General features: G+C 37.2%; 21 protein-coding genes. 7 read left to right on the top strand and 14 right to left on the bottom strand.

What is annotated here, in order from left to right; all coding sequences use genetic code 11:
• Positions 1–7 precede the first annotated feature (7 nt).
• The 5 genes from ACZZZK_RS19120 to ACZZZK_RS19100 all read right to left on the bottom strand — a co-directional run bounded on the left by ACZZZK_RS19120 (position 8) and on the right by ACZZZK_RS19100 (position 3,209).
• On the bottom strand, positions 8–355 hold the full coding sequence (locus ACZZZK_RS19120) for a hypothetical protein (protein ID WP_463485517.1): 348 nt from the start codon (positions 353–355) through the stop codon (positions 8–10).
• 175 nt (positions 356–530) lie between these two features.
• Positions 531–1,253, bottom strand: coding sequence for a GDSL-type esterase/lipase family protein (locus tag ACZZZK_RS19115; protein ID WP_463485516.1), 723 nt, complete (start codon positions 1,251–1,253; stop codon positions 531–533).
• 24 nt (positions 1,254–1,277) lie between these two features.
• Positions 1,278–1,508, bottom strand: a complete 231-nt coding sequence (locus ACZZZK_RS19110) for a DUF1456 family protein (RefSeq protein ID WP_121948305.1) — start codon at positions 1,506–1,508, stop codon at positions 1,278–1,280.
• A 134-nt stretch (positions 1,509–1,642) separates the two neighbouring features.
• Positions 1,643–2,947, bottom strand: a complete 1,305-nt coding sequence (locus ACZZZK_RS19105) for a DEAD/DEAH box helicase (protein WP_463485515.1) — start codon at positions 2,945–2,947, stop codon at positions 1,643–1,645.
• Between the two features lie 43 nt (positions 2,948–2,990).
• The gene (locus ACZZZK_RS19100; RefSeq protein ID WP_463485514.1) at positions 2,991–3,209 is read right to left on the bottom strand and encodes a hypothetical protein; all 219 of its coding nucleotides are present in this window, start codon (positions 3,207–3,209) and stop codon (positions 2,991–2,993) included.
• A 242-nt stretch (positions 3,210–3,451) separates the two neighbouring features.
• Here ACZZZK_RS19100 and ACZZZK_RS19095 point away from each other — a divergent pair, with 242 nt between their 5' ends.
• From ACZZZK_RS19095 to ACZZZK_RS19085, 3 genes are read left to right on the top strand one after another with little or no spacing between them, the layout of a single operon-like run.
• Positions 3,452–3,925 (top strand): ribonuclease H-like YkuK family protein, encoded by a 474-nt coding sequence (locus tag ACZZZK_RS19095; RefSeq protein WP_056849412.1) that lies wholly within the window; start codon positions 3,452–3,454, stop codon positions 3,923–3,925.
• Positions 3,926–3,972: 47 nt separating this feature from the next.
• A complete protein-coding gene (locus ACZZZK_RS19090; RefSeq protein ID WP_463485513.1) occupies positions 3,973–4,500 on the top strand; it encodes a TlpA family protein disulfide reductase in 528 nt (175 codons plus the stop codon).
• A gap of 31 nt (positions 4,501–4,531) precedes the next feature.
• Positions 4,532–4,999 carry an SRPBCC family protein gene (locus ACZZZK_RS19085; RefSeq protein ID WP_463485512.1) on the top strand — a complete coding sequence of 156 codons (468 nt, stop codon included), beginning with the start codon at positions 4,532–4,534 and terminating at the stop codon, positions 4,997–4,999.
• Position 5,000: 1 nt separating this feature from the next.
• Here ACZZZK_RS19085 and ACZZZK_RS19080 read toward each other — a convergent pair whose 3' ends face one another.
• The 5 genes from ACZZZK_RS19080 to ACZZZK_RS19060 form a co-directional block, all read right to left on the bottom strand.
• Positions 5,001–5,576 carry a DUF4468 domain-containing protein gene (locus tag ACZZZK_RS19080; RefSeq protein WP_463485511.1) on the bottom strand — a complete coding sequence of 192 codons (576 nt, stop codon included), beginning with the start codon at positions 5,574–5,576 and terminating at the stop codon, positions 5,001–5,003.
• A gap of 82 nt (positions 5,577–5,658) precedes the next feature.
• Complete coding sequence (locus tag ACZZZK_RS19075; RefSeq protein ID WP_463485510.1) at positions 5,659–6,675, bottom strand: porin; 1,017 nt, start codon at positions 6,673–6,675, stop codon at positions 5,659–5,661.
• Between the two features lie 37 nt (positions 6,676–6,712).
• Entirely contained in the window at positions 6,713–8,101 is a 1,389-nt protein-coding gene (locus tag ACZZZK_RS19070) for an ammonium transporter (RefSeq protein ID WP_056849407.1), read from the bottom strand.
• Positions 8,102–8,445: 344 nt separating this feature from the next.
• On the bottom strand, positions 8,446–9,393 hold the full coding sequence (gene mnmL / locus ACZZZK_RS19065) for a tRNA modification radical SAM protein MnmL/YtqA (RefSeq protein ID WP_463485509.1): 948 nt from the start codon (positions 9,391–9,393) through the stop codon (positions 8,446–8,448).
• Positions 9,394–9,820: 427 nt separating this feature from the next.
• Positions 9,821–11,266, bottom strand: coding sequence for an APC family permease (locus ACZZZK_RS19060; protein WP_463485508.1), 1,446 nt, complete (start codon positions 11,264–11,266; stop codon positions 9,821–9,823).
• Between the two features lie 307 nt (positions 11,267–11,573).
• Here ACZZZK_RS19060 and ACZZZK_RS19055 point away from each other — a divergent pair, with 307 nt between their 5' ends.
• The 4 genes from ACZZZK_RS19055 to ACZZZK_RS19040 all read left to right on the top strand — a co-directional run bounded on the left by ACZZZK_RS19055 (position 11,574) and on the right by ACZZZK_RS19040 (position 17,481).
• Positions 11,574–13,820, top strand: a complete 2,247-nt coding sequence (locus ACZZZK_RS19055; protein ID WP_463485507.1) for a sodium-translocating pyrophosphatase — start codon at positions 11,574–11,576, stop codon at positions 13,818–13,820.
• A 130-nt stretch (positions 13,821–13,950) separates the two neighbouring features.
• On the top strand, positions 13,951–15,408 hold the full coding sequence (locus ACZZZK_RS19050; RefSeq protein ID WP_463485506.1) for an amino acid permease: 1,458 nt from the start codon (positions 13,951–13,953) through the stop codon (positions 15,406–15,408).
• Between the two features lie 95 nt (positions 15,409–15,503).
• The gene (locus ACZZZK_RS19045; protein WP_463485505.1) at positions 15,504–16,841 is read left to right on the top strand and encodes a porin; all 1,338 of its coding nucleotides are present in this window, start codon (positions 15,504–15,506) and stop codon (positions 16,839–16,841) included.
• A 58-nt stretch (positions 16,842–16,899) separates the two neighbouring features.
• A complete protein-coding gene (locus ACZZZK_RS19040) occupies positions 16,900–17,481 on the top strand; it encodes a MarC family protein (RefSeq protein ID WP_056849401.1) in 582 nt (193 codons plus the stop codon).
• 422 nt (positions 17,482–17,903) lie between these two features.
• Here the strand turns inward: ACZZZK_RS19040 and ACZZZK_RS19035 are convergent, their stop codons facing one another.
• The 4 genes from ACZZZK_RS19035 to ACZZZK_RS19020 form a co-directional block, all read right to left on the bottom strand.
• Positions 17,904–19,070: an RsmB/NOP family class I SAM-dependent RNA methyltransferase gene (locus ACZZZK_RS19035; protein ID WP_463485504.1), complete on the bottom strand. Its 1,167-nt coding sequence runs from the start codon at positions 19,068–19,070 to the stop codon at positions 17,904–17,906.
• A gap of 22 nt (positions 19,071–19,092) precedes the next feature.
• On the bottom strand, positions 19,093–20,307 hold the full coding sequence (locus tag ACZZZK_RS19030) for an ABC transporter substrate-binding protein (RefSeq protein WP_463485503.1): 1,215 nt from the start codon (positions 20,305–20,307) through the stop codon (positions 19,093–19,095).
• A gap of 111 nt (positions 20,308–20,418) precedes the next feature.
• Positions 20,419–21,948 carry a glutamine-hydrolyzing GMP synthase gene (gene guaA / locus ACZZZK_RS19025; RefSeq protein WP_463485502.1) on the bottom strand — a complete coding sequence of 510 codons (1,530 nt, stop codon included), beginning with the start codon at positions 21,946–21,948 and terminating at the stop codon, positions 20,419–20,421.
• A gap of 154 nt (positions 21,949–22,102) precedes the next feature.
• Positions 22,103–22,561, bottom strand: coding sequence for a deoxycytidylate deaminase (locus tag ACZZZK_RS19020; protein ID WP_463485501.1), 459 nt, complete (start codon positions 22,559–22,561; stop codon positions 22,103–22,105).
• Between the last annotated feature and the right edge of the window lie 5 nt (positions 22,562–22,566).

The raw sequence follows: 22,566 nt of genomic DNA, 5'->3' as shown, positions 1-22,566 counted from the left end.
TAGATTGTTATTTAATTAATTTATGAATGGTATTGGTAAGCAAAAAAATATTCGAATAATGTAATACTGAAAGTATGCAGATGATTATGGCCACTTTGCTAGCCAAAACTTCTGCGAGTTGCAGTGAGTTGTTAATGGTTTCCCAACCTATCAGCGTCATAGCGCAATAGCCGATATTAACCAAATAGTAACAAACCAAAAGCGATTTGTTAATTTGTTGGCACAATTCCAAATGATCAGGAATCAGCGCAGCGACAAAAATATTACCGTTTCGATAGCAAATTTTTCCCACTATCACGATGATAAAAACAATTACTGAAATGAAGATGCCGTAACCTAATAAATTGTAATTCATTTTACCAGTTTTTAATAATCATCAACCCCATCCTATCCAGTCAAAATTCAGTAGCATTAAATCCACATACTTTCATTTTGATGAAGTAAATGTAAACACTATTTTCTGTATTTTCAAATATTATTGAAAGTTTAAATAAAAAAATAAACCCATGCCCGTTAGCCATGGATTTATTTTATTTTCTTCTTCTTAAGATTTTATCTATGGCTTGTTCTGTTACGGTTTCCATTACCTTGTAACCAGCAAAATTTGGATGTACTCCGTCTTCAGTATATTCGGCTTTTTGTCCATTTCTTTCGTCTACCAATGGTGTCCAATAATCCAAAATAGTAAAACGGTTGGCTTTTGCATAGGCAACAATTTCATCATTAAGCGAAATAATCTGATCTGCCACGCCTTTTAAATTTTTATTCCAGGGGTACTCGTAAATGGGCAAATATTTGCAGAGAATAACCTTAATATGATTTTTCTTCGCCAATTCTGTCATTGATTTGATGTTGTTTAAAACCGTTTCGTTGCTTACGTGGCCTTTGTTTCCAGCCAAATCATTGCTACCTGCTAAAATGATAACTGCTTTCGGTTTCAGGTTAATAACATCCTGCCTAAACCTAATTAATAATTGGGGAGAGATTTGTCCGCTTATTCCTCTATCTATATAAGGGTTGCGCTTAAAATATTCGGGATCTTTCTGTTTCCAGAATTCGAATATTGAACTACCTAAAAACACTACTCTTTTCTCGCCCTTTGCTGCCGGGGCCAACAATTCGCTTTCTCGCTTATATTTGGAAAGCGCCGCCCAATCGTCGGAAAAATCTTCTTTTTTATTTGAATCGGGTTGTTGGGCAAATAAGGTTACAGAGCTTAAGGCAAATAGGAATATTAATATCTTAATTTTCATTAACATGGGATGTTGTTAATCAATTTACTTTTTCTCTTCTCTCGGGCCTCTTTTATAGATTACCAAACCATTTAAAAAATTACGCAAAATCTGATCTCCACAGGGTTTGAAATTTTCATGGTCTTCATTCCTAAAAATATCGCCCAATTCAGCTTTTGTAACTTTAAATCCTACTAAATCGCAAATGGTAATTATATCATCTGTTTTTAATGACAGTGCGACTCTTAATTTTTTTAATATATCGTTATTGCTCATGTTTTGTTTTTAATTATTGAATTTTGATTGAGTGAATTAGGGATTGATGTTAATTATTGAATTCTGAATGAGTGAATGATTGAATAATGCTCGTCACTTTACTGCCCAATCTTTCAACCTTCAACCTTCAACTCCTAACTCGCTATCTCCAGTTTCAATTTCTTTCCTTTAATTTTCTCGCCAGCCAATGTGCGCATCAATTGATCAGCTTTTGCTCGCTTTACAGCTACATAGCTGGTGGTATCTTTCACTTCTATCAATCCCAACTCCTCTTTGGCAAGTCCACCTTTTTGCAAGAATAAACCTACTATATCTATTTTATTAATTTTATCTTTCTTTCCGTGAGCCAAATACAAGGTTACCCACTCACTGGCTTCTGGAACAGCATAATTGTCTTTAAGCTCTTCCTCTTCTATATTTTCCGGAATGTACTTATAATTTTCTTCAGGGGTAATTACAGCATAAGCAGTTCCCTTTGCATGCATCCTGGCTGTACGTCCATTTCGATGAATATAGGCATCTTCAGTATAGGGCAGCTGATAGTGAACGATGTATTCAATTTCAGGGATATCGAGCCCACGGGCGGCCAAATCTGTTGTAATTAAAATTTTGTGACTGCCGTTTCTGAATTTCAATAGTGCTTTCTCCCTATCAATCTGCTCCATTCCGCCATGAAAAACATCGTGTCCTAAACCATGCTCAAACAAAATATCACTAATTCGATCTACCGTTTCACGGTGATTACAGAACACTAGCGTATTTTTGTTCCCTATCTTACTCAATAACCTAAATACGGTTTCCAACTTATCTGCCGCTGGCGCCGTTACCTTTTTTAGTACTAAATCTGGCTTGGCTTTCAAGTTTTTTGAAAAATCGATATCCACAGGATTTTTCAATTTCACAAAGGCAGGAATCTCTTCCATTTTTGTAGCCGAAGTAAGAATTCGTTGCTTCAAAGATAAAAGCTTGCCGATGATGTAAGACATATCCGATTCGAAACCAAACTCCAAAGATTTATCAAACTCATCAAGAATTAAATTTTCAACGAAAGATTCATCAAAATTCTGGTGTTCCAAATGATAAGCAATCCGACCTGGCGTACCAATTAATACAGCAGGCGGATGAGTAAGATTATTTTTTTCTACCCGAACGGCATGTCCTCCATAGCAACAATTAACCTTAAATGGAGTTCCCATTTGTTTAAAAACCTGTTCAATTTGCAAAGCAAGTTCTCTTGAAGGCACCAAAATCATGGCTTGAACACCTTTAACTTCGGGTTTTAATTTTTGCAGTAAGGGCAATAGAAAAGCCAAGGTCTTGCCAGATCCGGTTGGCGCAATCAGCAATACATCGTTGCCGGATTTTACTGCCTTTAAAGCAGCCTCCTGCATCTCATTAAGCTTGGTAATATTTAATCTTTTTAAGGCGTCCTCTATCATTTCGCCAAAGATAAGCATTTCGATTGGCCCTTATAAAATTCAATTAGAACTTAAACAGCCTTGATTTAAGTTTTCTAATGGCAGAAAAGCTGAAACGTTTTTCCAATAACATTAACATGCTACCACGTTTGGCCATTGAGGAGTTAACTTTTTCTGTTACAAGATCAACAGATGATTTTAATCTATCAGTTAAATCATCCGCAAATTTATTGGCTCTGCTGTTTTGCAAAAGCTGAAGTTCTTGAATTAATTCTGCTCTCATAATCATCGAATTTTAATATGAAATGTAACCAATAAAACGTCCGTTAAGTTGTAATTAATATGAATCAATTGATATTAATTACATTTAAAACACTTAACTTGTTGAAAACTAAGTTTTTGTTAACAAATAAACAACCTAACTTAACATCAATTTAATTTCTAGCTCCTATTTTTATATAAACCCAAGTACCATTTGTGCCAAAGAGATTCCTTTGGAATTAACCTTAAAAAACAATTTAGTGTATGACCTGGAAAAAATTTAGCGGAGAAATCATCCAATCTTCTATCCTTGAAGAAGTAGAGCAAGCCATTATCCGAGAAACAGAAAATGGCTACAAACTGAAAGTCTGTATCGGAACCGATTCGCAAGTTAAGGGACTGACAACCGATTTTGCAACGGTTATCGTACTGCTAAGAGAGCATCATGGTGGCTTCATGTACATCCATCAGGAAAAAAGCACTCAACAAGTGGGTATAAAAGAAAGAATGTTGATGGAGGTTCAAAAATCAATCGAAACTGCTTATTCTATTTGCGATTTGCTGGATATTTATGATGTTGCTTTAGAAGTTCATGCAGATATTAACACCAATCCTTCATTCAAATCGAACAAGGCACTAAACGATGCCATGGGATATATTTTGAGTATGGGTTTTATTTTCAAGGCCAAACCTGAAGCATTTGCCAGCTCTACCTGCGCAGATAAAATGGTACACTAGTTTTGCAAAGAAAATTTATAAGAGTATCTTTAAAATAAATCATTTGTATGAAGAAGATATTTCTTTTATTATCTCTGGCTTTTTCGATTAACACATTTGCGCAGACAAGCGATGAAGGCTCGTACACAAAAGTTGGTGATACAGCGCCTACTTTTACATTCGAAATCGAAAAAGGCAAAATTGTAGATTTAGCCGATTTTAAGGGTAAATTAATTTTAATTAACCTTTTTGCCACCTGGTGCCCACCCTGCAATACCGAGTTGCCACTGGTGCAAAAACAAATTTGGGATAAGCATAAAAACGACAAAAACTTTCAATTTTTTGTATTTGGAAGAGAGGAAGGATGGGACAAATTAATACCCTATAAAACTAAACGAGGTTTTACATTTCCTATTCTTCCTGATGTAGACAGAAGTATTTTCAGCAAATTCGCAAAACAATCTATCCCTCGAAACATTTTGATTGATCAAAATGGGAAGATCATTTATCAATCTATTGGCTATGAAGAAAAAGAATTTCAGCTCCTGGTAAAATTGATCGATGATAAATTAAATGCTGCAGCTAACACAAAATAACGGTAAATGTGTTTATGTATAAAAATCTGATTTGAAATTACATAGGACAGAATTCACTCAAAAACTTCCCATTAGCATAGAAAAAGCCTGGGATTTTTTCTCTTCGCCGTTAAATCTGGCAGAAATTACGCCAGCTGATATGACTTTCGATGTTACTTCACCTAATATGGAGAACACAAAAATGTATCCCGGTTTGATTATCACTTATAAGGTATCACCACTTCTGGGAATAAAGCTCGATTGGGTTACGGAAATTACCCACGTAAAAGATCAGGAATATTTTATAGATGAGCAGCGCTTTGGACCATTTGCCTTTTGGCATCATCAGCACCAGTTTAAACCAATAGATAGCGGTGTGTTAATGCATGATATTTTGCATTACAGCGTAGGCTGGGGACCAATCGGTAATGTAGCAAACGCAGTTGTGGTGAAGAACAAAATCAAAGGTATATTTGATTTTCGTTACCAAAAGGTAGAAGAGCTTTTTGGAAAACCATAGCCTACCACTTATTGGTAGAAATGGTTTTTTCTTTTGCAGGTACTGGTGCTTTTTTATCTGTAGCCAAATACTTTTTAAACGTATCACTTAATTTTGCAACTTTTGCATAGGCTCCGGCTTGAACATCTCTCCAAGACCCTGCATTTAATTTATCTGCTTGTTTTTCGAGTGGCGTTGCAACGTTTGTTTTGGCTACGAAATTACCATAGCGATCTCGTTGATAAGGAATGTAGGTAAAATCAGTTAACCAATAGCGATACTTCCCTTGCTTAACCTGGAAAGAAAGATTATAGTTTAGTTCGCCGCTAGGATGACCAACAACTAGAACAGTTTTATCGATTATTAATTTTCCTGTAGCTAAAATAGAAGTATCTGTGCGTTCTGTTATTTTTAATGATTTTTTGTTAGTGGTAAAAAATTCTGTTGCCCGATCTATCAAGACCGACTTATCAAGGCTTTGAGAATCAACAACTTTATAATAAATATACTTACCATTTTCATCTTTAGGAAATTGCTTTTCCTGAGCCGAGAGCTCAATTGTTAAAAGTAAGAGAAAAATTGCGAGTGTATATTTCATATTAATGGTGTTAATCGGAACCTAAGTTAAAAAAAAGCCGCCAGTTTAGATGGACTGGCGGCTTGGTAAATATTGATTGCTTTTAGAAAGCGTAAACTGCTGCTAATGAAAACTGCCCGGCATTTGGAGCAGCCATTCCATTTTCCTTTGCAAATGGTTTGGTTCCGCTATGATCTAATCTAACTTCGGGAATGAAAGTTAAGCCTCCCGATTTTATGTTTGCTGTTAGCGTAACTGAAGTATACTTTTCACCCTCAATACCACCTACATTTTTGTATTTAAAATACTCACCTCTTAAACCCAACGCAACAGCGTCGGTAAATGCATATTGAGGATATAGTGCTGCACCAGCATAGCCGCCAGCATCATGATTGATATCATAGTTGGCTGCGTTTAAACCCAACTTGAACTTATCTGTAATTTGATAAGCAGTAGTTAAATCAGCAATTGTACCATAACCACCACCACCAGCACCAGATAATACGTTCAAATATGCAGTCCAGCCTTCAACAGGAGAAACCATTAACTGGCCACCAATACTTGATACGCCACGAGTTGCCGTATAAACATTCCAATCGTTGAACAAACCAGCCATTAAACTTACTTTATCAGAGAACTTATAGGTTGCTTTAATTCCCGCATTTTGAAAAGGGCCATTGGTGAATAAGTACGAAGTAGAGTAGTTAAAATTTCCTACCGGAGATATTACTTCATAACCAATAAATGTTCCCATGTAACCTGCCGTCATAGAAAACTGATCTGTAAAATCGTAGTTGACGTATAAGTTTTGAATATGGAAAGATGATCCATCATCAGAAGCATCTAAAATTGATTGGGTTTGGCCTCTTGGTCCGAATGAAAGTTCACCTACGAATGATGCTTTTCCGGTTTTTTTCTTCAAAACCAAATCAATCATCCCTAATGATACTGAATTATGATCTGATGCAAATGAAGTTCCGATATTGGGTTGTTTAGCAAAATCGTACTTAAAATAGGTATCAACCGAGCCCGAAATTTCGAGTGGAGATGTTGGCGTTTCTTGAGCGAGGGCGCAGCTAGCGCTGGCCATTGCGAAAATAGCAGTTAAAAATTTCTTCATGTTTGAGCTTTATTTGGGTTTAGATATTATTAAAAGGTTAGGCTATTGGTTCTGTTAAAGGGCTATTTTTTTCAATGTAGATAGCTCTCTCTTCCACTAACAATGTACCTTGAGAATACTTTTCATTATGTTGCGATTCATCAAGTCCCATTTCTTCTTCCTCTTCTGATACACGAATTGGTTGAATTAAGTTGATGAATTTAAAGATGATGAAAGACACCACAAAACTGAAGATGATTACGATTACGGCACCTTTAACCTGAGTAAAGAAAAACTCAGTACCACCATACAATAAACCATCAGCACCAATGCTGTTTACCGTTTTAGTTGCGAAAACACCTGTTAAAATCATCCCAACAATACCACCAACACCATGGCAAGGGAATACATCCAAAGTATCATCTAAGCTTGTTTTTTGTTTCCATGAAACAACCAGGTTAGAGATTACTGATGCAATAACACCAATAAAGATACTTGAAGGAATACTTACAAAACCAGCACCTGGAGTAATAGCCACTAAACCAACTACCGCTCCAATACAGAAACCTAGAACGGATGGTTTTTTGCCTCTCGCTACATCAAAGAACATCCATGATAAACCTGCCGCACCTGCCGCAGTATTCGTGGTTAAAAAAGCTGAAACTGCTAAAGAGTTTGCTCCTAAAGCCGAACCTGCGTTAAAGCCGAACCAACCGAACCAAAGTAAACCTGTACCAATTAATACGTAAGGAATATTTGCAGGCGGAACTTCTTTATGCTCTAAGTGAGATTTTCTACGTTTTAACACCAACGCTCCCGCTAAAGCAGCCATACCAGCTGAAATGTGAACAACTGTACCACCAGCAAAATCAAGAACACCCATTTTTAATAAGAATCCTTCTGGCGACCATGTCCAGTGTGCCAATGGCGAATAAACGAAAATGGCAAACAATACAATAAACAAAATGTATGAAGTAAATTTGATACGTTCAGCTACAGCACCAACAACCAAACCTGGAGTGATGATGGCGAACATAAGTTGGAACACAGCGAAAAGCGATAAAGGAATAGTACCCCAAGCTGGTCCAGAGTTTACACCTTGAAAGAACAAATAAGTTGAAGGATTTCCAATAAATCCACCTATTGATTCTCCAAATGCAAGACTGAAACCTACAACTGTCCAAAGAACAGTAATAACCCCCGCCGCAACTACACTTTTAATCATAGTTGATAGTACATTTTTACGGTGAACCATACCACCATAGAAAAATGCAAGACCAGGAGTCATTAAAAACACCAAAGCTGCCGAAATTAAAACGAAGGCAATATCAGGTGCACTGTATTTTCCGTCGTCAAAATTTGGAAGTAAAGGAATAAATAGTGCTGCAATTGCCACAATCATTAAGACTGCGAAGGGCGCATACTGTTTGAGGGAAAATTTACTCATGTTTTTTAGTTTAATTTGTTTGTTTTAATAGATCTCTTAATAATTCAATAATTATTTCGATAAAAATACGACATATTGTAATTTTTACACCATTTAATTAAATAATTATAACAAAAACAGCAGATTTTTGTAAAACAAAGCAAAAAAAAGGGCTAAAAATGAAACGATAACAAAAAACGACACTTTTTATAGGCGCATTTTAACAAAAACAAAATCGCGTATTTTGAAAGAATAACAAGTTTTTATCAATTTTTTGAAGAATATTATCACATTAAAGATGTAAAACAAAAAAATCCTGCGATAATTCGCAGGATTTGGTAAAAAATTTAATAAAAAGTAAATAATTAGCCTAAATAAAGAGAGCCTTGAACAACCTCTCTTTTTTCAAGTGCTTTATCTATATATGTTTGAATTGCCGATTTATTTAACCCCCAATTTGGCGCAATTAGCAAATCCCAATCAGAAATTCCAAATAAACGCTGAATTACAATATCTGGCCGTAGCATCGGAATAAGTTCGCAGAGCAAATCTGTATATTCTTCTAGGGTAAAAAGCTTAAAGGGTTCTTTTTTATACTTCGCACCCATTATAGAGCCTTCTACAATATGAAGATGGTGAAATTTAACAAACTTAATTTGAGGGAAACGGTTGATTTCATGAATATAGCCATGCATCATTTCCTTAGTTTCCCAGGGGAAACCAAAGATGGTGTGCACACAAAGATCGAGTTTACTATTTTCCAGAAGCTTAACCGCGGCTACAAATTCTCCATGGCTGCAGCCTCTGTTAATCTGTTCTAACGTTTCATCATAAATGGATTCCATTCCCATTTCCAAATCAACGTCGAAACGATCGGCGTAACTTTCCAGCAAAGCCACCTTTTCTGCGTCGATACAATCAGGACGAGTTCCTACCGAAAAACCAACAATATCTTCTGTATTTACTGATAGTGCTTCATCATACATCATCTTTAAATAATGCGTTGGCGCATAAGTATTGGTATTTGGCTGGAAGTAAACGATAAACTTATCAGCTTTATAACTGGTTCTCGCCCGTTTAATCCCCTCCTCCAATTGCTCTCTGATGGTAGGCATCTTGCGTGACGGCTCGGGCGTAAAAGAATCTACGTTACAATAAGTGCAACCACCAAAACCCTTACTACCATCTCTGTTAGGGCAGGTAAAACCACCATCTACAATTACTTTAAATACACGCTGGCCGTTATATTTTTCACGTAGATGTGTGCCATAATTTTTATATCCCTTTATACCTAAATCAACCTGTGTTCCCATTGCCGCAAAAATACACAAATAGATTTAAGTATAAGTTTTTAGCTTTTAAGTTTACATATCGATCATAATTTTTAAAAAATCAAAACAGTATTCCATTTGAATGTGGCTTTTTAGGTGGCTACCGCAACGGGTAATCTCTAAAAGTATTTTATGGCTGTGGGGTTTACGGATTGAGTTTCATGCAATTGTTGAAATTAACTAAACCCGACTGTTGCGGAAATCCTTTTTATAAACCTTGTAGGTTTCGGCGTAGCCGTTTGAAAACCTATAAGGTTTAAATAAAAAGATTGGAGTGAAGGCGGGACTTCGGAAACCGATGGACACAGAAACCTGCTTTTCGAATAGAAAATTAGGCTACAGACATTATTACACAAAAAAGGAGCAAATAAATCTGCTCCCTTACAATGTCAACTTTCTAATATCAATTTTAAACTGAACCTTCTTTTTTTCTATTGATAAAGAAATATACCGGAACACCAAGTAAAACAATGATAAGCCCAGGCCAGGTATATTGTTGTTTATATATCAAAAGCAAGATGCAAAATGCAGCACCAATTAATAAGTAGATAATTGGCGTCATTGGATATAACCAGGTTTTATATGGCCTTTCTAAATTGGGTTGCTTCAATCTTAAATATATAACGCCAAAAACGGTGATCATATAAAATAGCACGATAACAAAAGAAATCATATCTAATAAGTTGCCGTATTGGCCGCTCAAACATAAAACCGAGGCCCAGATTCCTTGCATCCAAAGTGATTTTTCAGGCACGCCGTTTTTATTGTTTTCGAGAGCAGCTTTGAAAAACATTCCGTCTTGTGCCATGGTTTGAAAAACCCTTGCTCCTGCTAGCACGATACCATTTACACAGCCGAAAGTAGAAACCATTACCAGAACAGCCATTACAATTGTTCCGATCCCACTTCCAAAAATTTGTTCGGATGCAGCAACAGCAACCCGATCATTAGCAGCAAAAGCAATGCTATCTCTACCTAAGGTATTCAGATAAATGAAGTTAACCAATAGATAAAGAATCATTACTGCCGAAGTGCCCAAAACCATCGATCGGACAACATTTTTCTTTGGATTTTCAATTTCTCCCGAAACGAAGGTTACATTTTCCCATGCTACACTGGAAAAAACCGAGCCCACCATTGCAGCGGCAATACCGCCCATAATAGTCATTCCGGAAATAGATTCCCAGCCCGATTTGGTCAAATTACCAGCCGAATCTGTTTTAAGATTATTAAACGCATCCCAACCGAAACTCATATTTTCAGACCAGAAATTGCTCTTCACCAACAGGAAACCTAAGATAATTAAGCCGATTAAAGCCACAATTTTAGATCCTGTAAAGATATTTTGCAATATTTTCCCGCTTTCTACCCCTTTCGTGTTGATATAAGTGAGCAATAAGATTACACCGATCGCTAAAATCTGGATCCAGGTAATTTTATATCCACCACTTTGAAAAATCGGAGCGGCATCGCTTAAAGCGGGTATTAAATAGGCGGTAAATTTTCCGAAGGCTACCGCAACAGCTGCAATGGTACCCGTTTGGATTACTGTAAAAAGTCCCCAGCCATAAAGGAAGCCCATCATTTTACCAAAAATTTCTTTGAGGTAAGTGTATTGACCTCCTGCTTTTGGAAACATTGCAGATAACTCTCCATAACTAATTGCAGCAGCAACCGTCATTACCCCCGTAATTACCCAAACTACAATTAACCAGTAGCCAGAGCCGAGGTTTCTCATGATATCGGCGCTGACAATGAAGATTCCGCTACCAATCATTGATCCCATTACCAACATCGCAGCATCAAAAAGACCTAATTTTCTTTTCGTAGATCCCTTTTCCTGAAGATTTTCCATTTTAAATTTTTAGTTTGGTTTTTAGTTGTAGTTAGCGGCTAATTTATTTATAAAAATACAGAAAGCAACTTCTTGCTTTGTATTATTTTAATGAAGATGAAATGCCTGAATGACATTTAGCCTTAAGAATGCGTTGGAAATTCCGCACTTCAGTCATTCCTTCATTCTCTATTATTTTATTTAACCACAAGGAAATAAAATTATTATATTGCTAAACTAATAACCAAAATGCTAAAATCAATGTTCTTTACTTATGAGGGTAATTTTATGAACTTGATATCAACAAACCAATAACCAAATATTAACTATGAATTTTTTACAAGACAACTTAATTTACACTATTCCGGCGTTGGGCCTAGTTGGAATAATTGTGATGATGATTAAAAGCGCCTGGGTAAACAAGCAAGATGCAGGCGATAAAAACATGCAGGAACTTGCTGGCTATATTGCCGATGGTGCAATGGCTTTTTTAAAAGCTGAATGGAAAGTTTTGAGCATTTTTGCTGTATTTACAGCGGCTTTGCTTGCTTATTCAGGAACCATTACCGAAATCAATGGTGTTCCCATGCATTCTAGCTGGATTATCTCGATTTCATTTCTTATCGGCGCATTCTTTTCTGCAAGCGCTGGTTATATCGGAATGAAATCGGCGACTAAAGCTAACGTAAGAACTACACAAGCTGCAAGGACTAGCTTAAAACAAGCGCTAAAAGTTTCGTTTACCGGCGGAACGGTGATGGGCTTAGGGGTAGCTGGATTAGCCGTATTGGGACTAGGTGGTTTATTCATCGTCTTTTTAAAATATTTTAATGTAGTATCGGTTAATAGCGTAGAGATGAAAACCGCTATCGAAGTATTAACCGGGTTTTCGTTAGGAGCTGAATCAATTGCTTTATTTGCCCGCGTAGGCGGCGGTATTTACACAAAAGCTGCCGATGTAGGGGCCGATTTAGTGGGTAAAGTAGAAGCGGGTATTCCTGAAGATGATGTACGTAACCCGGCAACAATTGCCGATAATGTGGGTGATAATGTGGGTGACGTTGCCGGAATGGGCGCCGATTTATTCGGTTCATACGTGGCGACAATTTTAGCAACGATGGTTTTAGGCCAGGAAATAGATGTGAAAGATAATTTTGGCGGGATGTCTCCAATCCTTTTACCTATGGTTATTTGCGGCCTGGGTATTATCTTCTCTATTATCGGAACGTGGTTCGTTACCATTAAAGATGAAAAATCAAATGTTCAAAATGCGCTGAACCTGGGAAATTGGTCTTCAATTATCATCACCGCAGTTGCCTCATTCTTCATCGTAAAATGGATGTTGCCTGAAACTTTGAATTTACGTGGATATCAGTTTTCTAGCATAAACGTTTTCTATGCCATCATGGTCGGTTTAGTAGTGGGTACCATAATGAGTATCGTTACCGAGTACTACACCGCTATGGGCAAAGGTCCTGTAAACTCAATTATTCAACAATCGTCTACAGGTCATGCTACGAATATCATTGCTGGTTTATCTGTAGGAATGAAATCGACGGTTATTCCTATTTTGGTATTAGCTGGCGGGATCATGTCGTCTTATTACTTTGCCGGGCTATACGGAGTAGCTATTGCTGCTGCCGGAATGATGGCAACTACCGCTATGCAATTGGCCATTGATGCTTTTGGTCCGATTGCAGATAATGCTGGTGGTATCGCAGAGATGAGCCAGCTCCCTCCAGAGGTTAGAGAAAGAACAGATAATTTAGATGCAGTTGGAAATACTACTGCAGCTACTGGAAAAGGATTTGCTATTGCCTCTGCTGCTTTAACCTCATTGGCTTTGTTTGCTGCATTTGTTGGAATTGCTGGCATTAGTGCTATCGATATTTACAAAGCACCGGTTTTAGCAGGCTTGTTTGTGGGTGGAATGATTCCTTTTATTTTCTCGGCTCTATGTATTCAGGCGGTTGGAAAGGCTGCGATGGATATGGTTCAGGAAGTTCGCAGGCAGTTTCGTGAAATTCCAGGCATTATGGAGTATAAAGCAAAGCCTGAATATGAAAAATGCGTAGCCATTTCAACAAAGGCTTCAATCAGAGAAATGATGCTTCCTGGTGCCATTGCACTTATTACACCTATTATTATTGGGTTTGCTTTCGGGCCAGAAGTTTTAGGTGGTTTGTTAGCTGGGGTTACCGTAACGGGCGTATTGATGGGAATTTTTCAAAGTAACGCTGGTGGTGCCTGGGACAATGCCAAAAAATCTTTTGAGCAAGGTGTAATGATCAATGGCGAAATGTTTTATAAAAAGTCAGAACCACATAAAGCTTCGGTAACCGGGGATACCGTTGGCGATCCTTTCAAAGATACATCTGGCCCATCAATGAATATTTTAATCAAATTGATGTCGATTGTTTCATTGGTTATTGCTCCATACATCGCAGTTACGGCAATCCCTGGCAATCATCAACAGGAAGTTAGGAAAGAAATCAAGATTCAGCAGAAAATCGATGCATCTGGCAATATAATTAACGATACTTTGATCAATAGTACCGATACTTTAACGCACTAACTGTAAAATCATAGAGAGATTAAGACTTAAAAGGGGTTTTTAGCAAAATCCCTTTTTGTTTTTCGCAATTTTTATTTAGGTTTACCGCTTATTATCATAAAATCAACAAACATAAAAGACTAAACAAATTATGAATCTAAAAAAGCCTATTGATGTGCTTATAGCAGAATCTGCTGAAAGTGGAGAGGGCACACTCAAACGTACGCTAAGCAGTACGAGCCTTGTTGCATTGGGTATTGGAGCTATTATTGGGGCAGGTTTATTCTCTTTAACTGGTATCGCTGCTGCAGACCACGCTGGTCCGGCTGTAACCTTATCATTTGTATTGGCTGCTGTAGGCTGTGCTTTCGCTGGGTTATGTTATGCAGAATTTGCATCTATGATTCCGGTTGCGGGTAGTGCTTATACTTACTCTTACGCCACCATGGGCGAATTTATGGCATGGGTAATCGGTTGGGATTTAGTATTGGAATATGCACTTGGAGCGGCCACAGTTGGTGTATCCTGGTCTGGCTATTTTAATAAACTCCTCCACGAGTTCGGAATGGAAATGCCGCTATATTTAACAAAATCTTTTGCTGAAGTAGATGGCGGCGGAATTAACCTTCCTGCTGTTGTTATCGTTTCCTTATTATCACTCATGCTAATCCGTGGTACCAAAGAATCAGCTAGTCTTAACAATATTTTGGTAATTGTAAAAGTTACTGTTGTAATTGTATTTATTGCGCTTGGATGGAAATTTATCAATCCTGCTAACCACACGCCATATATTCCAGAAAATACTGGTGTTAAAGGTGAATTTGGTATCTCTGGTATCGCCGCTGGTGCCGCTTTAGTATTCTTCGCATTTATTGGTTTTGATGCTGTTTCTACAGCGGCTCAGGAAGCTAAAAACCCTCAAAAAGGAATGCCGATCGGTATCTTAGGCTCACTAGTAGTTTGTACCATACTTTATGTATTGTTTGCACACGTAATGACAGGATTAGTTCCTTATTCTGTCTTTAAAGGTGATGCATCTCCAGCAGCTACTGCATTTAAAGTAACAGGATATAGTTGGTTGCAAATGGGATTAATCATTGCCATTTTAGCAGGTTACACTTCCGTAATCCTGGTAATGTTAATGGGACAATCAAGGGTATTTTATACCATGTCTAAAGATGGTTTATTGCCTAAATTCTTCAGTAGCATTCACTCTAAATTCAGAACGCCATTTAAAACCAACATCTTCTTTATGTTCTTTGTGAGCATATTCGCTGGTTTTGTTCCGGTAACTGATTTAGGCCACATGGTTTCGATAGGAACTTTATTCGCTTTCTCATTGGTTTGCATCGGCGTAATGTTGTTACGTAAAACTGATCCAGATAGAGCAAGGCCATTTAGAACACCGTTGGTGCCATTTGTGCCAATTATGGGCGTAATTGTTTGTGTTTATTTAATGTCGTCGTTACCAATAGAAGCATGGATTCGTTTAGCAATCTGGATGGCTTTAGGTGTATCGATTTACTTCTTCTACGGAAAAGGAAATTCAGTACTCAGAAATAAAGGAAAAGTGGTTACTCCAGTTGATCCTCCAAAACCAGAATTATAGAATTAAATATTTAAAGCCTCGAGAAATCGGGGCTTTTTTGTGCCATTTATTTTGGTAAAGATTTTATTGATATACCTTTGCAGAAAATCAGCTACATGAACCAACCATTTTTATCGGCATTTGGTAAATACATTATTGGTATTTTATTTTTGTTCGTTATTTCTTCAAATGCTTTTGCACAACGCACTATAAATGATATCATAGATTCTACAACGGTGAATCACCTGTTAATCATCTCCAAGAAATATGGTTCATTATCATTTAGCGGTTATATGCAACCTCAGTTTCAGGTGGCCCAAACGAACGGTACACAAGCAGAATATCAGGGTGGCAATTTTGGCGAGTTCACCAATAATCGTTTTCGTTTAAGACGAGGCAGGCTAAGGGCCGATTATATGATATTGAATGATGACCAAAGTCCATCTACTTATTTTGTTTTGCAATTTGATGGAACTGAGCAGGGCGTTAATATCAGGGATTTTTGGGGCCGTTATTATGAAAACAAGTGGAAGCTACTCCACATCACTTTGGGGCTTTCCGGCCGTCCTTTTGGAAATGAATTACAACTCTCCTCTTCAGTAAGGGAAGCACCAGAACGTGGCCGGATGTCGCAGATTTTAATGAAGACCGAACGCGATTTGGGCGTCACTTTTACCTTTAATCCAAGATGGAAAGACGCTATGCTCAAAAATTTCGTACTCGATTTAGGTGTTTACAATGGCCAAGGTTTAGCTGGTCCAGGAGAATTTGATAACAGTAAAGACGTAATTGCAAGGTTAAGCCATAAACCTTATAAAATAAAAAGCGTGGGTTTATCCATTGCTGGCGGAATAAGTACCTTGCAAGGCGGACTAAACCATCGCTTGCCTGTGAGTTATAAGATGGATAATCAAAATGGCATTATGAGCATGGTTAAAGATTCTTCTGCTTCAACTATCAATAAGGTTGCTCCGAGGAAGTATTATGGAGCGGACATCCAGCTTGCAACATCAACCAAAAGCTGGAAATCGGAATTAAGAGCAGAGGTGATTTCCGGGCTCCAATCTGCAACGGCCACAACTTCGACCACGCCTGGCTCTTACCCCGTCGATAATAAATCTGTTCCGTTGCCCTATTATACCAGAAACTTTAATGGTGCTTATTTCACTTTTGTGCAAACCTTAAATAGCACAGATAACCAACTTATCTTAAAATATGATTGGTACGATCCCAATTCGAAAGTTAAAGGGATGGATATCTCGGCAACCAAAGGCTTAACTGCTGCTGACGTTCGCTTTGATACCTTTGGCTTCGGCTTTTTGCACCATTTTAATCCACACTTTAAAGCCGTTTTATACTACGATATCATCAAGAATGAATCGACCCAAATACCAGATTATACAGATGATAGAAAAGACAATGTGTTTACTTTAAGAACCCAGTTCTATTTCTAAAGAATTTGTTGATAAGGATTTAATACAAATTGACTTACCTTTATTAAAATTGCACCCTATGAAATTCGATTTTTTAAAGTTCGACTTCAACCAAATTTTAACCACCACAATGGTTATTTTTGCCATTATCGATATTTTAGGTTCAATTCCGGTAGTGATAGAGCTACGCAAAAAAGCAGGTCATATCGAATCAGAAAAGGCTTCTATCGTAGCTACAGCCTTGATGATTTTATTTCTTTTCTTAGGAGAATCGCTTCTTAAGGTAATCGGTCTCGATGTAGAATCATTTGCTATTGCAGGCTCATTTGTAATTTTCTTCATTGCAATGGAAATGGTTTTAGGTTTGACCATTTTTAAAGAAGAAGCCCCTGAAACGGTTTCAATCGTACCACTGGCTTTCCCGTTAATTGCAGGTGCAGGAACGATGACAACATTACTCTCTCTGAAGACTGAATATCAAACGCAAAACATTTTAGTGGGCATTATTTTGAATATGCTTTTTGTTTACTTCGTTTTAAAAAATACGGAGAGATTGGAAAAATTATTTGGAAAAACAGGATTAAATATCCTTCGCAAAGCGTTTGGAGTAATTTTATTAGCCATTGCAATTAAATTATTCAGGAACAATACGGGGCTTTAGGGATTATTTTAAAGATTCGTCATCCTCCATTTATTTCAAGGTTCAATACCGCAAAAAAGATGATGTAGCTTCGTTTTTCATTACAAGCTAAGTCGTCATTGCGAGGAGATACGACGAAGCAATCTTAATGCGATCGCTACCTGCTATAGTTGTAGGATTGCTTCGTGCCTCGCAATGACAATCATTGTATTAAATGACAATCCTAAAATCAATCTGTAACAATAATTTCGTATATTCATCTAGACATAAAGCTAACCAAAATGAACAGCTTTGAGGAATATACATTAATAATTGGGGCGATTGCTGTTTTAATCGAAGCAGTGAAGTACGTTAAAAAGAATTTCAAATCATGGTTTGAGCATGTATAGTCTGTGCATTAAAACAAGTTCACAAATTTTCTTGAAATAATCCAGTAGTCTTAATTAATCCTGGCGCTTAATCAATCTGGCCACAAACATCGTATCAGCGTTGTTTTGATAACCTTTAATAAGCTCCATTTTTTCTAAAGTCAGCGGCAAAGTTTCCAAGAGGTGATTAACAACATCTTCATTTTCGGCAGCAAAAGCCGAGCAGGTAATGTAAACCAAAGGCTTTCCAGGCTTAAGATATTTAACCACGTTAGTGGCAATGGCCTTTTGTATCGTTGCGAATTGATCTATCTTCCGTTCCTCAAAAAAAGTAAGCATTTCTGGCGTTCTCCCCCAGGTACCCGAACCTGTGCATGGAGCATCTAAAATAATCCCATCGAACTGATAATGATGAAGTATCTGATCATTATTTCTCAAAAGATCGAGTTCTTTTTTATGGTATTTTCTTATGCCTGCAAAACGAAATCGTTCATCTAAATTCAATAGAACTGACTCTCGTAAATCACTTACTAACAATTCTATTACGGGCTCCAAACTGTGTAAAAGCAAGGTTTTCCCACCAGATGCGGCGCAACAGTCCCACCATTTATCCCATTTATTGGGTAAAAAATATTCTCCAGTATATTGTGAAGATAAATCCTGCACCTGATAAGATCCTTCTTTTAAAACGGTTTCCAACTTTGTACCATTTGGTAGAGCTAATGCAGTTTTTGATACCTGCTTTACGTCAATATTTTCACTTCTTAGTTGATCAATAATCTGCTCTGCCTGACCCTCCGCAACCCTGATAAATAAATCAGGTTGTGTAAAAAATGATCTTAAAAAATCTTTTTTATTTAAACTTTCAGATAATTTTTCTTGGTGAGGATAGACATCTGTTAATACAAATGCTGGAAATTTCTCTTTGACTTTTTCTAACTTTTCCAGCAATGAAAGTTGTATCTGATCTGTAAATTCTGGAAAGTTTTTCTCTACAATAGGACTTAGCGTGTCATGGCAAAGAAAATCTGCAAGGCTTAACCTTTGCTCTTGATTCAATTGCAAAAGCGCTTTGCCCAATCTATAAAAGCTGTAAACATGCCGTGTTGCCCATCGCCTATCGGAAGAACCCATTTGTTTATTTTGCTTAAAATAACCAGGCAAAAATCGATGCAGTGGCAAACTGCCATCGTAATGGGTTAAAATTTGTTCAAAGGCACGTAACTGATGATCAGCTCTCATAAAAAAAAGGGAAGTAATGATATTATTCGATAATATTTAGGGCAAAGTTTTTATACTTCAAAAGCATTAAACTGGTATTAATATAGCCTAATTTTTCATCATGAATAAAAGAAAAATTGTTGTGTAAACCTTTGTACTTTTCTTTGGTAATGTACTCCAAATAATTTTCACCGTACTGATCTAACAGTTTACCGAAATAAACCCCAATATCGAATCCTTTAAAAGCATATTCTCCAGGCTCAAAGCCATATAGGCGCCGATATTTTTTTATAAATGAGGTTACCGCAGTACTTTTATAATCAATTTTATAAGATGAACTCACTATCGTATTTAATGCCTGTACCTTTTCTGTTGGATAATTTTGTTTCACCCAGTTTGGATGACCGAATAAGTTTATGTTATAACCTCCTGTAGGAAGATTTTTTAATTTATACAGTTTGTCTATGGTGGGTAAAACGAAGGCTCTATCCGCTGAAGTAACAATAACTGCATATTGTTTGCCTTTTATCATTTTGGTTTCCAAGGTATATGCCGACGCATACTCCTGCACAATAAATTTAGGATTACTTTGCAAATATGTTCTCAAAGGAGCAGCGAACTGCTCATCCTCACTTTTTCTAGGGTTGATTAAAACCACAATCGTATTAGCAGGGTTGAAATTCCTGGTGATATAGGTAGCTATTTTCTTGCCATGCAAATCGATATTGTTCACAATTGAAATCAGATTTGGATTATTGAATTCTGATGGACTTGAAGCCGCTAAAGGCGAAACTACCGGGATATTATTTTCTTTGGAATAGGATGCAATAAATTTTTGTCCATCAGGAAAAACAGGCCCAACAATTAAGTTGCTTTGTTTAAAACGCTCATTTTTGTAAAGCATCGAAATATGGGCATTATCATCCTGGGTATCGAAAACATTCAATTTAAAGTTTAGTCCGGATGCAGCCGCTGAATCAATTCCAAGCTTAAATCCCTGATAAAAATCAATCGGCATTGCATACTTTTCTACATCCGCCTTGGTAGCGGTTTTTAAATTGATTTCATCAAGTCTAAATGGTGCTAATAACGAGATGCTAGCTTGAGTAAACTTCTTTACAGGTTTCTTCTTTTCTTCAGGTTTTTCCTTTTCAACAGGTTTACTGGTTGGTGGTTTGGGTGTTCTTATTTTTGGTGAACAAGCACCTAAAACCAAAGTGAAAAGCAGTAATATCCAGTAACCGTTTTTTAAATTCATACCTATCTTTTTAACAAAATATGCCAGCAAAAGTTTATTCACTTTGCTAGCATACTTCAATACTTGTTTTAAATGATTCTTAAGATTTTAAAAATCAGGATTCTCAAATCTTTATTCCCACTCAATAGTTGCAGGTGGTTTCGAGCTGATATCGTACACCACCCTATTGATACCTTTAACCCTATTGATAATTTCATTGGAAATCTTCGCCAATAATGGATAAGGCAAATGGCACCAGTCGGCTGTCATGCCATCCACTGATTCAACAGCTCTAAGTGCAATTACGTTTTCGTAAGTACGCTCATCACCCATTACCCCTACCGATTGAACCGGCAAAAAGATAGAACCCGCCTGCCAAACTTTATCGTATAAACCAGCAGCTTTAAGTTCATTGATATAAATCGCGTCTGCATCTTGTAAAATGGCAACTTTCTCTGCTGTAACTTCTCCCAAAATACGGATTCCTAAACCTGGCCCAGGGAAAGGATGGCGACCTAATATCACATCATCAATACCTAAAGCTTTACCCACTCTTCTTACCTCATCTTTAAACAATGTTTTTAATGGCTCCACAACTTTTAACTTCATAAAATCGGGCAAACCACCTACATTATGATGTGATTTGATAGTAGCAGATGGACCATTAACGGAGATTGACTCGATTACATCAGGATAAATAGTACCCTGACCCAACCAGTTCACTCCGGTTACCTCGTGTGCAGCGTCATCAAAAACCTCAATGAAAACACGACCAATGGCTTTACGTTTCAATTCAGGATCAGTAACTCCAGCAAGTTGACTTAAAAACCGATCTTTAGCATCGATCCCTTTGATGTTTAAACCCATGTGTTTGTATTGTTCCAATACCTGGGCATATTCATCTTTACGAAGCAAACCATTATCAACAAAGATGCAATGTAAATTTGCACCAATTGCTTTATGCAATAAAACAGCAGCAACACTACTATCAACACCGCCAGATAAGCCTAAAACAACTTTATCATTACCCAAGGTAGATTGCAATTCTGCAATAGTAGTTTCGATAAATGCTGTTGAAGTCCAATCCTGACTACAGCCACAAATATCTACCAAAAAGTTTTCCAATAGAACTTTTCCATCAATACTGTGTGTTACTTCAGGGTGAAATTGTATCGCATAAGTATTTGAATCTTTAATGTGATAAGCTGCAACCTTAACGCTTTCTGTGCTGGCAATTAACTCTGCATTTTCTGGCAAATCTGTAATGGTATCGCCATGGCTCATCCAAACCTGAGAATCGATATTGATGCCTTTAAAAAGTTTATTTTCCTGGTTAACAAAGCTTAGGTTAGCACGACCATATTCGCGTGTTGAAGAAGCACGAACCTGACCACCAGTTTGTTGCGCAATATATTGAGCACCATAACATACAGCCAATAATGGATATTTGGTATGATAGTTTGATAGATCAATTTGTGGAGCATCATCCTGACGAACTGAATATGGGCTACCTGAAAAGATAACACCTTTTACATCCTCGGTAATTTCAGGAAGATTGTTGAATGGATATATTTCACAGTAAATATTTAGTTCGCGAACTCTACGAGCGATGAGTTGTGTAAATTGCGAACCAAAATCGACGATAATGATTTTTTCTTGCATCCGCAAAGATAGATAAAGAAAGGGAATTGTTAAATTGTTTTAGAGTTATTTATAATCAAATCTATTGTTAGTTAATGGTTTTCAGTTACCAGTTGTTATCAGCAGCTGGACCCTTCCATAATTTATAAATTCTAACAATTATCAATTTACAGTTTTAGCTTTCCATTAACTTTACCTCTACCCCAAACTTCCTCAAGAAATCAACACCTTCATCACTCGGCAAACCTTTGTATGCTGCGTAAGATTTTGAATAATAAACCAATTTAATTCCTGATGACAAAATTAATCTGGCACAGGCGATACAGGGTGATAACGTAGTATAGAGTGTGCATCCTTCAATCTTGGAGCCATTTTTAGAAGCGTATAGAATAGCATTTTCTTCTGCATGAAGCGCCAACGAACAGCTTCCCTTGCTGTCTCTTGCACAACCGTGTTCTGGCCATTCTTCGTCACAATTATGTGTTCCTGCTGGCGGCCCATTATAGCCGATAGAGATGATTCTGGTATCTTTTGTTAAAACCGCACCGACATGGGCACGTACGCAATGCGAACGTTCCGCTAAATCAGTAGCGAGATTCATAAATATGGTATCGAAACTTGGTTTATTAGTCATGCTTA

The organism is Pedobacter sp. AC163 (assembly GCF_979258665.1).
Note: the sequence above shows the minus strand (reverse complement) of the source record. Positions and strands in the feature narration are given on the sequence as shown.